12 protein-coding genes and 1 pseudogene are annotated in these 12434 nt (G+C 67.7%); 4 read left to right on the top strand and 9 right to left on the bottom strand.

Annotated features, from left to right (window positions below; genetic code table 11):
- The 7 genes from ACCC97_RS03125 to ACCC97_RS03095 form a co-directional block, all read right to left on the bottom strand.
- Positions 1–972, bottom strand: a complete 972-nt coding sequence (locus tag ACCC97_RS03125; RefSeq protein WP_413331557.1) for an aliphatic sulfonate ABC transporter substrate-binding protein — start codon at positions 970–972, stop codon at positions 1–3.
- A gap of 10 nt (positions 973–982) precedes the next feature.
- Positions 983–1828 carry an aliphatic sulfonate ABC transporter permease SsuC gene (gene ssuC, locus ACCC97_RS03120; protein ID WP_007829255.1) on the bottom strand — a complete coding sequence of 282 codons (846 nt, stop codon included), beginning with the start codon at positions 1826–1828 and terminating at the stop codon, positions 983–985.
- 121 nt (positions 1829–1949) lie between these two features.
- Positions 1950–3119: an FMNH2-dependent alkanesulfonate monooxygenase gene (gene ssuD / locus ACCC97_RS03115; RefSeq protein ID WP_007829256.1), complete on the bottom strand. Its 1170-nt coding sequence runs from the start codon at positions 3117–3119 to the stop codon at positions 1950–1952.
- The gene (locus tag ACCC97_RS03110; protein ID WP_413311598.1) at positions 3119–4081 is read right to left on the bottom strand and encodes a sulfonate ABC transporter substrate-binding protein; all 963 of its coding nucleotides are present in this window, start codon (positions 4079–4081) and stop codon (positions 3119–3121) included. The genes ssuD and ACCC97_RS03110 overlap by 1 nt, the downstream gene beginning before the upstream one ends.
- A gap of 28 nt (positions 4082–4109) precedes the next feature.
- Positions 4110–4247: a hypothetical protein gene (locus ACCC97_RS03105; RefSeq protein WP_007829260.1), complete on the bottom strand. Its 138-nt coding sequence runs from the start codon at positions 4245–4247 to the stop codon at positions 4110–4112.
- 125 nt (positions 4248–4372) lie between these two features.
- Positions 4373–4957, bottom strand: coding sequence for an NADPH-dependent FMN reductase (gene ssuE / locus ACCC97_RS03100; protein WP_007829262.1), 585 nt, complete (start codon positions 4955–4957; stop codon positions 4373–4375).
- 101 nt (positions 4958–5058) lie between these two features.
- On the bottom strand, positions 5059–6111 hold the full coding sequence (locus ACCC97_RS03095) for a sulfate ABC transporter substrate-binding protein (RefSeq protein WP_413331556.1): 1053 nt from the start codon (positions 6109–6111) through the stop codon (positions 5059–5061).
- A 147-nt stretch (positions 6112–6258) separates the two neighbouring features.
- Here ACCC97_RS03095 and ACCC97_RS03090 point away from each other — a divergent pair, with 147 nt between their 5' ends.
- From ACCC97_RS03090 to ACCC97_RS03080, 3 genes are all read left to right on the top strand, one after another.
- Positions 6259–6534 (top strand): oxidative damage protection protein, encoded by a 276-nt coding sequence (locus ACCC97_RS03090; RefSeq protein ID WP_007829266.1) that lies wholly within the window; start codon positions 6259–6261, stop codon positions 6532–6534.
- A 16-nt stretch (positions 6535–6550) separates the two neighbouring features.
- Positions 6551–8392, top strand: a complete 1842-nt coding sequence (gene mnmC / locus ACCC97_RS03085; RefSeq protein ID WP_413331555.1) for an FAD-dependent 5-carboxymethylaminomethyl-2-thiouridine(34) oxidoreductase MnmC — start codon at positions 6551–6553, stop codon at positions 8390–8392.
- A 123-nt stretch (positions 8393–8515) separates the two neighbouring features.
- Positions 8516–9415 carry a transglutaminase family protein gene (locus tag ACCC97_RS03080; protein ID WP_007829270.1) on the top strand — a complete coding sequence of 300 codons (900 nt, stop codon included), beginning with the start codon at positions 8516–8518 and terminating at the stop codon, positions 9413–9415.
- Between the two features lie 34 nt (positions 9416–9449).
- On the opposite strand, the gene ACCC97_RS03075 is transcribed toward ACCC97_RS03080, so the two are convergent.
- Complete coding sequence (locus tag ACCC97_RS03075) at positions 9450–10940, bottom strand: ATP-binding protein (RefSeq protein WP_413331554.1); 1491 nt, start codon at positions 10938–10940, stop codon at positions 9450–9452.
- Complete coding sequence (locus ACCC97_RS03070; RefSeq protein ID WP_007829274.1) at positions 10937–11662, bottom strand: response regulator transcription factor; 726 nt, start codon at positions 11660–11662, stop codon at positions 10937–10939. Before ACCC97_RS03070 ends, ACCC97_RS03075 begins: the two co-directional genes overlap by 4 nt.
- A 97-nt stretch (positions 11663–11759) precedes the next feature.
- Between ACCC97_RS03070 and ACCC97_RS03065 the strand changes: the two are divergent.
- A pseudogene (locus ACCC97_RS03065) lies at positions 11760–12401 on the top strand (cytochrome b/b6 domain-containing protein); the annotation flags it as partial.
- Positions 12402–12434: the final 33 nt, after the last annotated feature.

Raw genomic sequence — 12434 nt, 5'->3', positions numbered from 1 at the left:
TCAGGCTCCAGGCTTGAACAGCGCCACATTCAGCGCATCGATCTTTCGGGGCAGCAGCTTTTCGGCGAAAAAGGCGTCGGCGATACGCTGCTGTTCGACCAGACCCTCGGGCGCCACCGGGCGCACCGCGTAGCTGCGGCGGGCGTTGGCCTGTTCGATGGTCGCGGCGTCGAGGCCCCACACCGGGGACAGCAATGCGGCCGCCTCCTTCGGGTTCTGCTTGACCCACCGGCCGGTCTTCTCCAGTTCGGCATAGACCACGCGCAGCACGTCGGGTCGCGCCTTCGCGAACCTGGTGCGCGCCAGGTAGTAGCGCTGGTACGACGCGATGCCCGTGCCGTCGGCCAACACGCGCACCTTCGACTGGCGCTGCGCGGCGGCGAGGAACGGATCCCACACCACCCAGGCGTCGATCGCGCCCTTCTCGAAGGCTGCACGGCCGTCGGCAGGCGTGAGGTAGGCGGGCTCGATGTCCTTGAACGACAGACCGGCATTGTCGAGCGCGGCGATCAGCAGGTAGTGCGCACCAGCCGCCTTGGCAAAACCGACCTTCTTGCCCTTCAGGTCGGCCACGATCTTGAGCGGCGAATCTTCACGCACGACGATGGCCTGCGCGGCGGGCGACGGCGCTTCCTGCGCGATGAAGGTCAGGTCGGCGCCTGCCGCCTGTGCGAACACGGGCACGGTGTCGGCCACGTCGGCGCTGATATCGAGGTTGTCGAGGTTCAGCGCTTCGAGCAGCGGCAGGCCGCTGGTGAACTCGTGCCAGCTCAGCGCGGCTTTGAGCGGCGCGAGCTGCTTCTCGAGCGCGCCCTGTGCCTTGAGCACGGCGATCAACGTCGACGACTTCTGGTAGCCGAGCCGCACGATGACCGGCCGCGCGGCCACGCCCTGTGCAAGCACCGTGCTGGCCCCCATTGCGCCCAGCGTGGCGATGGCCGCGCGTCGGGAGATGATGGACGAATGTGTCATGCCCTGGCCCTCACTTCGCCTTCTTCTGGTATCCGGGGTGCCAGCGCAGCCACCATTGCTCCAGCCCGCGCGCGAACAGGTCGGCCAGCTTGCCGAGCAGCGCGTACAGCAGGATGCCCACCAGCACGATGTCGGTCTGCAGAAACTCGCGGGCGTTCATCGTGAGGTAGCCGATGCCGGCCTGCGCCGAGATGGTCTCGGCCACGATCAGGATCACCCACATCAGGCCGAGCGAGAAGCGCAGGCCCACCAGGATCGACGACAGCGCCCCCGGCAGGATCACCTCGCGGTACAGCTGCCATCGCGACAGGCCATAGGTGCGGCCCATCTCGATCAGCTGCGGATCGACGTTGCGGATGCCGTGGAAGGTGTTGAGATAGATCGGGAAGAACACCGACACCGAGATCAGGAACAGCTTGGCCGATTCGTCAATGCCGAACCACAGGATCACCAGCGGGATCAGCGCGAGCGCCGGAATGTTGCGCACCATCTGGATGGTGGAGTCGAGCAGCGTCTCGGCGAACTTCACCGAGCCCGTCAGCAGGCCCAGCGCGAGCCCTGCCCCGCCGCCGATGGCGAGCCCCGCCAGCGCGCGGCCCGCGCTGACCTTCACGTGTGTCCACAGCTCGCCCGAGGCCGTGAGCGTCCATGCGGCCTTGACCACGTCGACCGGCGCCGGCAGCACGCGGGTGCTGAGCCAGCCCAGCGACGACGCGATCTGCCAGAACACGATGAGCCCGACGGGCACGAGCCACGGCACCAGCCGCTTCGCGACGTTGACGGCGAACCCTGCGAGCGTGCTGCCGGTGTTTTCCACCGGCGCCACGGCCGGCAGCTCCTGAACTTGTTCGGTCATGTGATTCCCTCTTTTCAAGAAACACCGTGGAGCCGGCTTTGCCGGGCCGCTGGTGTTGCCCCCTGCAAGGGGATTGGCGAAGCGACACGAAGTGCGCAAAGACTGGGGATGTGCGTCATTTCTAGCTTTGGGAAGCGAGGCGCGAGGGCGCGTCGAGATTGGCAACGACTTCGCCGAACGGGCCGCTCAGCGAGCCGCCGGCCAGCTGCGTCTTCGCCTTGCGCGAGAGCAGCGGGAACACCAGCTCGGCGAAGCGGTAAGCCTCTTCGAGGTGCGGATAGCCCGAGAGAATGAACTTGTCGAGGCCGAGCGCTGCGTACTCCTCGATGCGCGCCGCGACGGTCTTCGGGTCGCCCACCAGCGCGGTGCCGGCGCCACCGCGCACGAGGCCCACGCCGGCCCAGAGGTTGGGCGAAATCTCCAGTTCTGCACGCGAGCGCCTGGCGCCGCCCGCATGCAGCGCGGCCATGCGGCGCTGGCCTTCGGAGTCCATGCGCGCAAAGGCGGCCTGGGCGCGAATGACCGTCTCGTCGTCGACGCGGCTGATCAGTTCCTCGGCAGCCTTCCATGCGGCGTCTTCGGTCTCGCGCACGATCACGTGCAGGCGAATGCCGAACTCCACCGTCCGCCCTTTGCGCGCGGCACGGTTGCGCACGTCGGCGATCTTCCTGGCCACCTCCGCGGGCGGTTCGCCCCATGTGAGATAGGCATCGACCTGCTCGGCCGCAAGCTCGTGCGCGGCGGCCGACGAGCCGCCGAACCACACCGGTGGATGAGGGTTCTGCACCGGCGGATAGAGCAGCTTCGCGCCCTTCACGCTCAGGTGCCGGCCCTCGTAGTCGAAGGCCTGCCCGCCGTGGCTGCGCGCAAGAATCTCGCGCCAGATGCGGATGAACTCGGCCGACTGCTCGTAGCGCGATGCATGGTCGAGGTAGACACCATCGCCTTCGAGCTCGGTCTGGTCGCCGCCGGTCACGAGGTTCACGAGCACACGCCCGCCCGAGAGCCGGTCGAAGGTCGCGGCCATGCGCGCGGCCAGGCTGGGCTGATGCAGGCCGGGGCGCACCGCGACCAGGAACTTGAGCTTCTTCGTCGAGCCGATCAGGCTGGAGGCGATGACCCAAGGGTCTTCGCACGAACGGCCCGTCGGGATCAGCACGCCTTCGTAGCCGAGGTTGTCGGCCGCGCCGGCAATCTGCTGCAGGTAGGCCAGGTCGACGGGGCGCGCGCCTTCGCTCGTGCCGAGGTAGCGGCTGTCGCCGTGCGTGGGGAGGAACCAGAAGATCTGCATCACGCGATCCCCGCGCCGGCGGCTTCGAGCACGTTGATCTTTTTGGGGATCAGCTTCAGCGCGAAGAAGGTGTCGGCAATTTTTTGCTGCTCGCCCAGGATGGCTTTGGTGATGGGCGAGGTGCCGAAGGCCGTGCGGCCCTGCGCGAGGTCGGCCACCGGCTTGGGCAGGCCCCAGAGCGCAGCCAGCTCGGTGGCCAGTTCGTCCTTGTGGGCGGCGCCCCAGGTGTCGACCTTGTTGACCTCCTCGATCGCGATCGCGAGCACGTCGGCGTTCTTCGCGACGTAGTCGAGCGACGAGAAGTAGTAGCCGCGGTTGCCGACCACGCCGGTGGCGTCGGCCAGGATGCGCGCGTCGAGCGACTTCTGGGCCGCGGCCAGGAACGGATCCCAGATGACCCATGCGTCGACCGAGCCCTTCTCGAACGCGGCGCGCGCATCGGCCGGCGGCAGGTAGACAAGGTTGAGGTCCGCGTATGCGAGGCCGTGCTTTTCGGCCAGCTTGACGATGAAGTAGTGAACGTTCGAGCCCTTGTTGAGCACGATCTTCCTGCCCTTCAGATCTGCCACGGTCTTGATGGCGGAGCCCTTGGGCACCAGCACCGCCTCGGCCTGCGGACGCGGCACCGTCGCACCCACGTAGGCCAGCGGCGCACCGGCGGCCTGCGCGAAGATGGGCGGCGCCTCGCCCACGTCGCCGAAATCGATCGAGCCGACGTTCAGTGCTTCGAGCTGCACGGGGCCGGCCGTGAACTCGGTCCACTTCACGCTCACACCGAGCGGTGCCAGGCGCTTCTCGAGCGTGCCGCGGCCCTTGAGCAACGTGAGATAGCCCTTCTGGTGGCCGATGCGGAACTGGCGCGCGGGCGCCTGCGCCAATGCGGCGAACGAGGAAGGCAGCGCGATGGCGGCGGCAGCGCCCTGAATCAGGCGGCGGCGGGGAGCAGAAATCTGTTGTGTCATGGCAAGGCTTGTGTGGAATGCGCCGCGCTCAGGCGGCGGCAATGAAGCTCACGATCAGCGCGATGGCGCTGACGACGACGACGCTCACGGCGAGATCGCCCAGCGCGTGCCAGAGGGAGCGCGGCGTCGTGTCGAGCACGGAGTCTTCGGTGGCAACGGGGTTCATGCGGAGATTCCTTGGTGTTGCAAAACGTCGGGCAAAGGCTGTCCCGCACCGCGCGCAGGCGGTTCTCAAAACAGCGGGAATGAAGGGTGAGGTCGAGAAGCCGGACTCGCGACGAGTCCGCGCTTTCAGACGCTACATCGCACTCGGGAGAACGGCACCGGCTCGAAGCCGTGGGTCGCGGGCAGCTTCAGGCCTTCCGTGGCCAGCACCTCTGTGGCCTCGTTGAGCCGTTCGGCCAGGTCGGGGTGCACCTGGTAGGCGTTCTCTGGCGTCAGCGCAATCTGCGATTCGCTGGCGTAGACGCCCGGCAGGATGTGACGCGCCGCCAGCGACTGCAGCACGGGCCGCAATGCGTAGTCGAGCGCGAGCATGTGGTGCGGGCTGCCGCCAGTGGCCAGCGGCAGCACCGTCTTGCCCTTGAGCGCGTTCTGCGAGAGCAGGTCGAGGAAGACCTTGAGCACACCGCTGTAGGCCGCCTTGTAGACCGGCGTGGCCACCACGACAACGCGGGCCTCGGCCACCTTGGCAATCGCGTTCACGATGGCCGGATGGTTCCAGTCGGCCAGCAGCAGCGCCTGCGCCGGCAACTCGCGGATGGCGAGCCGCTCGATCCGCGCATGGCGCTGGGCCAGGCGCTCGCCCACCGCGTCGAGCAACGCGGTAGAGCGGGACGGGGTCGAGGGACTGCCGGCAATCAGGAGAACGGACACGGGAAGCTTTCGTTTTTGATCTTCGGAAATTCAGGGCGAGCCGGGCCACGGCGCTCGTCGAACGGCGCCCTGCACTGCCGGCTTGGCAGCGGGTTGGCTTCTTACTTCTGCCTGGTCGTATAGATCTGGTCGAAGGAGCCGCCGTCAGCGAAATGCTCCTTGTCGGCTTTCGCCCAGCCACCGAAGGCCTGGTCGATGGTCACCAGCGTGAGCTTGGGGAACTGCTTGTCGTACTTGGCCTTCGCCTTGTCCGACGTCGGGCGGTAGAAGTTGCGGCCGGCGATGTCCTGGCCTTCGTCGGAGTAAAGGTATTTCAGGTATTCCTCGGCCACGGCACGCGTGCGCTTCTTGTCGACGACCTTGTCGACCACCGACACGCTGGGCTCGGCCAGGATGGAGATCGACGGCACGACGATCTCGAACTTCTCGGGGCCGAATTCCTTCAGCGCCAGGAAGGCTTCGTTTTCCCAAGCCAGCAGCACGTCGCCCACGCCGCGCTGCACGAAGGTGATGGTCGAGCCGCGCGCACCGGTGTCGAGCACAGGCACGTTCTTGAACAGGCTGCCGATGTATTCCTTGGCCTTGGCGTCGCTGCCGTACTTGCGCTTGGCGAACTCCCATGCGGCCAGGTAGTTCCAGCGGGCGCCGCCCGAGGTCTTGGGGTTGGGGGTGATCACCTGTACGCCGGGCTTGATCAGGTCGTCCCAGTCCTTCAGGCCCTTGGGGTTGCCCTTCTTCACCAGGAACACGATGGTCGAGGTATAGGGAGCCGAGTTGTGCGGCAGGCGCTTCTGCCAGTCCGCGTTGACGAGGCCGCCATGCTTGACGATGGCATCGATGTCGCCGCCCAGCGCCAGCGTGGCCACGTCGGCGTCGATGCCGTCGATGATCGAGCGTGCCTGCTTGCCCGAGCCGCCGTGCGACTGCTTGACCGACACATCCTGGCCGGTCTTGGCCTTCCAGTACTTGGCGAAGGCCTGGTTGTAGTCCACGTAGAGCTCGCGCGTCGGGTCGTACGACACGTTCAGCAGCGTCACCGGACCCTTGGCCGCGGCAGGAACCTGCTGCGTGAACGCCGGCAACGCCGACAGGGCCATGGCACCGGCCGCACCGGCACCCAGGGAAAGCTTGATAAAGTTGCGGCGAAGGCTCATGGTGTCTTGCTCTAAAAAGGCATATCAATGAAGCTGCGTATTCTCAATACGACATATAGAAACTGGAACAACCAAGTTTTCAGTTCTAAATAGCCAAATCAACTAAGCAACCGCTTTCCCCACTTTTCCCGTTCAAAGGCAATCGAAATGGCACGCATGGTTCAGTGCATCAAGCTCGGCAAAGAGGCCGAAGGGCTCGACTTCCCGCCCTACCCAGGCGATCTGGGCAAGCGCCTGTGGGAAAACGTCAGCAAGGAAGCCTGGGCCGCCTGGCTCAAGCAGCAGACCATGCTGGTCAATGAAAACCGGCTGAACCTGGCCGACCTGCGCGCCCGCCAGTACCTGGCGCGGCAGATGGAAAAGCATTTCTTCGGCGAAGGCGCCGACGTGGCCCAGGGTTACGTACCCCCGTCGGGAAGCTGATCGCCGCCGCTGCGTCGTGAACGCAGAACCGGTGGCCTGGCGCGCCGACGGCGTGCCCCGAAGCGAACGCTTCGACGACATCTACCACACCGAAACCGGGGCCCTGGCGCAATCGCGCCATGTGTTCCTGGGCGGCTGCGGCCTGCCCGAAGCCTGGGCCGGACAGCCGCAATGGCTGATTCTCGAAACCGGCTTCGGGCTGGGCCTCAATTTCCTGACAACCTGGCAGGCGTGGCGCTCGGATTCGGCGCGGCCGCGCATGCTGCACTTCGTCTCGGTCGAGGCCCATCCGGTTTCACCCGACGATCTGCTGCGCGCGGCCGGCGCGTATCCCGAACTGGCGTCCCTCGCCGGCGAACTGGCCGCGCAGTGGCATGGGCTGCTGCCCGGCTTTCACCGGCTGGCGTTCGATGAGGGCCGCGTGCTGCTCACCCTCTGCATCGGCGACGTGCAGCCGATGCTGCGCGCTCAGCGCTTCGAGGCCGACAGCATCTTTCTGGACGGCTTCAGCCCGCAGCAGAACCCTGCAATGTGGTCGCAAGACACGCTCAAAGCGGTGTCTCGCTTCGCGCGGCAGGGCACGCGCATCGCCACCTGGACCATCGCACGGGCGGTGCGTGATGCGCTCGTGCAGTTCGGGTTCACGGTCGAGAAGCGCCAGGGCCTGCCGCCCAAGCGCGATTGCCTGCACGGCGTGTTCGCGCCCGCCTGGACGGTGCGCCGCCGCGGCCCCATGCCCGAGCGAATCGGCACGCCAGACCATTGCGCCGTCATTGGTGCCGGGCTTGCGGGCGCGGCCGTGGCGGCCAGCCTGGCGCGGCGCGGCTGGCAGGTCACGGTGCTGGATGCCGCCGAGCGGCCCGCATCAGGCGCTTCGGGGCTGCCCGTGGGCATGCTGGCGCCGCACGTGTCGCCTGACGACGCCCTGCTCTCGCGCCTCACGCGTGCCGGCATCCGCGCCACGTGGATCGAGCTGACGCGGCTGCTCGAAGAAGGCCGCGACTGGCGCGCCAGCGGCGTGCTGGAGCGCCGGCCCGATGGCGATGTGCGCGTTCCGGCCGGCTGGAACGACGACGGGCCCAACGAATCGTGGCCCGCGAATGGGGCGCAGTTGGCGGCGGTTGGCCTGCCGGTCGATGTGCCCGCCCTCTGGCACGCACGCGCCGCCTGGGTGCGGCCGCACCGGCTGATCGCCGCATGGCTGCGCCAGCCGGGCGTCGAGTTTCGCGGCGGATGCCAGGTGGCACGCCTGGAGCGCCGTGCGAACAGCTGGCAATTGTTCGACCCGGCCGGTGAGTTGCTGACAGACGCCGACCGCGTGGTCATTTGCGCAGGCTTCGAATCGGGCCGCTTCGCCCCCAAGCTGCCCCTGCAGCCGGTGCGCGGCCAGGTCGCCTGGGGCTACATGGCCGACGGCATCGAATTGCCCGCCACACCCCTGAACGGCGACGGCCATCTGGTCGCACGCGTGCCCGATGCCGAAGGCACCCCGATCTGGCTGGCCGGCGCGACCTTCGATCGCGACAGCACGGACCTCGCCCCGACCGCGGCCGACAGCGACTCCAACCGGGAGCGCCTTGCGCGGCTGCACCCGGCGTCGGCCGCTGCGCTGGCTCCATCGTTCGCGCACGGCAAGGTCCGCAGCTGGGTTGGCATCCGCTGCGCTTCGGGCGACCGGCGCCCGCTGGTCGGCCCGATCGGAGCGGAAGCACCGGGCCTCTGGGCCTGCACCGCATTGGGTTCGCGCGGCCTGAGCTTCGCTGCGCTGTGCGCCGAACTGCTGGCTGCGCAGTGGCATGCCGAGCCGCTGCCCCTGCCGGCCACGCTGGCCAAGGCGCTTGGAACGCAGCGGCTCTAGCCAGCGCCCTGCCCCGAAGCTGCCCGCTGTGGTCGATCCGGCAGTCCCCATAGGTGCGCCGATTTTGTGGCATGCGCCAGCGCAATCACCGCTTTGCCACGCGAACGCGTGAGAATGCGGCGCATGGCCATCCAGTACGACATCAAGCACACCACCGTCTACCGCTACAAGAAGCCGGTCACCTTCGGCCAGCACCGTGTGATGTTCCGCCCGCGCGACAGCCATGACCTGCGCGTGCTGGCCACCGACCTGCAGGTGAGCCCGCAGGCCTTCACCCGGCTCATTCAAGACCCGCATTCCAACTCCGTGGCGCTGGTGCAGCCGATGGGCGAGGCGACCGAGTTGCGCATCGTCTGCTCGTTCACCATCGAGCAGGTGCCGGCGCAGCAAGACCAGCTGGCGCTCGACCCGGCCGCCGAATTCCTGCCCTTTGCCTACTCGGTGCAGGAGCGTCTCGACCTCGAGCACTACCTGCGCCCGCACCACGACGACGACGCCCAGGGCACGCTGATCCGCTGGGCCCACCAGTTCCTGCACACCGACAAGCCCAACAGCACGCGCGAGGTGCTAGCACGCATGAACGCGCACATCGGCCAGAGTCTCGAATACAAGGCACGCGATGAGGAAGGCACGCAAACGCCGCTCGTCACGCTGGCGCTCGGCAGCGGCAGTTGCCGCGACTACGCGCTGCTGATGATGGAAGCCGCGCGGCGCCTGGGCATCGCGACGCGTTTCGTCTCGGGCTACATCTATGACGCCGCGCTCGACAACGCCGCGCAGGCCCAGGGCGAATCGATGACCGGTGCCGGCACCACGCATGCCTGGCTGCAGGCCTACCTGCCGGGCATCGGCTGGCTGGCCTTCGACCCGACCAACAATCTGATGGGCAGCGGCCAACTGATCCGCGTGGGCGTCACGCGCGACCCGGCGCAGGCGGCGCCGATCTCAGGCAGCTGGTATGGGGATGCCGAGGCCTATGAGGGCCTCGAAGCGACGGTGGTCGTCACGCGCCGCAAGGACTGAACGGGCATCGCCGGGGGCCGCCGGCGCTTGGGCCTCAGCCCCCCGCCGCCCCGCCCAACTGGAACCGGAACACCGCGCCCTTGTCGGGCTGCTGCACCAGCCGGATGTCGCTGCCGTGCAGCTGCAGGATTCGCTTCACGATCACGAGGCCCAGCCCGCCGCTGCTGGCGCTGTCGGTGCGCGAACCGTTCATGAACACCGGGCGCATGAACAGGGCCTTCTGCAGTTCACCCGGAATGCCCGGGCCCGTGTCGCTCACCTGCACCGTCACGCCCGCGTTCTCCGCCCGCAGCTGCACCACGATCTCGCCGCCCTCGGGCGTGTGGCGGATGGCGTTGTCCAGCAGGTTGGTCAGCACGCGCTCGATCATCCCGAGGTCGGCCGACACCACCGGCAGGCCCGGTGCGATGTCGGGCTCGAGGCGTTGATGGCGCGCTTCGGCCGCCAGCTCGAACTTCTGAAACACGTCCTGCACGAGGTCGGCCAGCGCGAAGTTCTCTTTCTCGGGCTTGACCACGCCGTATTCGAGCCGCGCCAGCTCGAACACCTCTTGCGCGAGCCGGCCGACCTTGCGGCTCTGGCCTAGCGCGATCTCCAGGTAGCGCCGTCGCTCTTCTTCACTGAGCGTGCCCGCCTTGAGCAGCAGGGTCTCGAGGTAGCCATGCAACGAAGTGAGCGGCGTGCGAAGGTCGTGCGAGATGTTGGCGAACAGCTCGCGGCGCTGCTGGTCCTGCAGCGTGAGCTCGCGCCATTGCTCTGCGATGCGGCGCGTCATCTGCGTGAAGGCCTGGCCCAGCTGGGCGATTTCGTCAGTGCCGTGGGAGAGGCGCTCCAGCGTGGGCGCTTCGCTTTCGAGTGAAGCGATGCCCTCGGTCTCGAAGCGCTTCACCGCCGCCGTCAGCTCGCGCAACGGCCGCGTGATGAGGCGAAAGGCCGCGAGGCCCGCGAGCAGCCCGAGCAGCGCCACCAGCCCCATCGACCAGAGCGTGGTGCGCAGCACGTTGTCGGCGCCCACGTTGGCGACCAGCGCGTCGTGGTCCTCGCCCTGCAGCACCACGTAGACGTAACCCGCATCGCGCCTGCCCATGCGCAGCGGCGCGGCGCTGAATACCTTGGAGGCTGTGAGGCTGCGCGGGTCGTCGCCCGCGATCGGCAGTGGCGCGCCCGACAGCAGCTTGCGGATCGGCCCCAGCGCGACCCTGTCGCGCTTCAGGTGCCCGGCCGGTGCGGCCTGCGCCTCGATGCGGCCGTCGAGTCCCAGCAGGTAGACCTCCACGCTCGGGTTGACGGCCATCAGCTTGTCGAACAGGTCCTTTACCGCTTCCTGGTCGAGGCCGCCCGGCTTCATCAGCTCGGAGTTTTCCGCGATGTGCGCCGCCAGCCCGGTCGACAGGCGCTGGACGACCTCCTGCTCGTGCATGCCGTTGGAGCGCACCTGCAGCCACACCGAGGCACCGCAGCACACCAGCAGCAGCACCGCGAACACGGCCGACAGCCGCCGCGACAGGGTGGCCCAGGCGATCACGCCACGTCCTCCCCGCTCCCGGTGGCCGACAACTTGTAGCCGCGCCCCCACACCGTGAGGATGCGCCGTGGCTCTGCCGGGTCGGCCTCCACCTTGGTGCGCAGCCGGTTGATGTGCGTGTTCACCGTGTGCTCGTAGCCATCGTGCTGGTAGCCCCAGACCTGGTTGAGCAGGTCGAGCCGCGAGAACACCTTGCCCGGGTTGCGCGCGAAGAAGTACAGCAGGTCGAACTCGCGCGGCGTGAGCTCGATGAGCCTGCCGTCCACGCGCACCTCGCGCGCCAGCGGCTCGATGCCGAGGTTGCCGAGCGTGAGGCTGCCGGACTCCATGCGTGCGTTGCGCGCCATCGCGTCGGTGCGCCGCAGCAGCGCCTTCACGCGGGCCACCAGCTCCAGCACCGAGAAAGGTTTGGCCAGGTAGTCGTCGGCGCCCAGTTCCAGCCCGAGGATGCGGTGCACCTCGCTCGACCGCGCGCTGATGATGATGATCGGTGTGTAACGTGTCATGGCGCGGGCACGGCGGCAGATTTCGAGGCCGTCGATGCCGGGCAGCATCAGGTCGAGCACCAGCGCGTCCCAGCTGCCGCGCTCCAGCTCGCGCAGGCCGGCATGGCCGTCGGCGGCGTGCTCGACCGCATAGCCTTCGTCGCGCAGGTGCATGCGCAGGAGTTCGGCGATATGGGCGTCGTCCTCGACGATCAGCACGCGTTTGGGGGTGTCCATGGCCTCGATTGTCCCGCCATCCGGGTTCTGGAGTTATCACGATTAATTGAACTTTGCGTGATGAATCGGCCATGGGGTGCGCCCAACAATCCACCCCATGAACAGCTCAGCCATCGCCCCTCCTGCCGACCCGGCCGCGGCGTCCGATCGCCGCCCGATCCATCCGCTGTGGATGCGCATCACGCACTGGCTCAACGCGCTGGCCGTGATGATCCTGGCGACGAGCGGCTGGCGCATCTACGACGCGTCGCCGTTCTTCCCGTTCACCATTCCGGCCGTCATCACGCTCGGCGGCTGGCTCGGCGGTGCGCTGCAGTGGCACTTCGCGGCGATGTGGCTGCTGGTGTTCAACGGCTTCGTGTACCTCGCCATCAACATCGCCAGCGGACGACTGGCGCGCAAGTTCTTTCCCGTGACGCCCCGCGGCGTCTGGCACGACGCGCTGGCCGCACTGAAAGGCCAGCTCTCGCATGCCGACCCGCGCCACTACAACAGCGTGCAGAAGCTGGCCTACCTGTTCGTGATGCTCGACCTGATCGTCATCGTGCTGTCGGGCCTGGTGCTGTGGAAGTCGGTGCAGTTCCCCGTGCTGCGCGAACTGATGGGCGGCTACGAGTTCGCGCGCCGCATCCATTTCTTCGCGATGGCGGCCATCGTCGCCTTCGTCGCCGTGCACCTCTTGATGGTCGCCCTGGTGCCCCGAACCCTGCTCACCATGATCCGCGGCCGCGCGCCGAAAACGGAGCTCTCCCCCAGCCTTCGCGCACTTCGT

Source organism: Variovorax sp. Varisp85 (genome assembly GCF_047304045.1).
Lineage (GTDB): Bacteria > Pseudomonadota > Gammaproteobacteria > Burkholderiales > Burkholderiaceae_C > Variovorax.
This window is presented reverse-complemented; position numbering and strand designations above follow the sequence as displayed.

Excerpts from the sequence above, each read along its gene's own strand:
- ACCC97_RS03125 (WP_413331557.1), bottom strand. The coding sequence starts at position 972 with ATGACACATTCGTCCATCATCTCCCGACGCGCGGCCATCGCCACGCTG.
- ssuC (WP_007829255.1), bottom strand. The coding sequence starts at position 1,828 with ATGACCGAACAAGTTCAGGAGCTGCCGGCCGTGGCGCCGGTGGAAAAC.
- ssuD (WP_007829256.1), bottom strand. The coding sequence starts at position 3,119 with ATGCAGATCTTCTGGTTCCTCCCCACGCACGGCGACAGCCGCTACCTC.
- ACCC97_RS03110 (WP_413311598.1), bottom strand. The coding sequence starts at position 4,081 with ATGACACAACAGATTTCTGCTCCCCGCCGCCGCCTGATTCAGGGCGCT.
- ACCC97_RS03105 (WP_007829260.1), bottom strand. The coding sequence starts at position 4,247 with ATGAACCCCGTTGCCACCGAAGACTCCGTGCTCGACACGACGCCGCGC.
- ACCC97_RS03095 (WP_413331556.1), bottom strand. The coding sequence starts at position 6,111 with ATGAGCCTTCGCCGCAACTTTATCAAGCTTTCCCTGGGTGCCGGTGCG.
- ACCC97_RS03090 (WP_007829266.1), top strand. The coding sequence starts at position 6,259 with ATGGCACGCATGGTTCAGTGCATCAAGCTCGGCAAAGAGGCCGAAGGG.
- ACCC97_RS03080 (WP_007829270.1), top strand. The coding sequence starts at position 8,516 with ATGGCCATCCAGTACGACATCAAGCACACCACCGTCTACCGCTACAAG.
- ACCC97_RS03070 (WP_007829274.1), bottom strand. The coding sequence starts at position 11,662 with ATGGACACCCCCAAACGCGTGCTGATCGTCGAGGACGACGCCCATATC.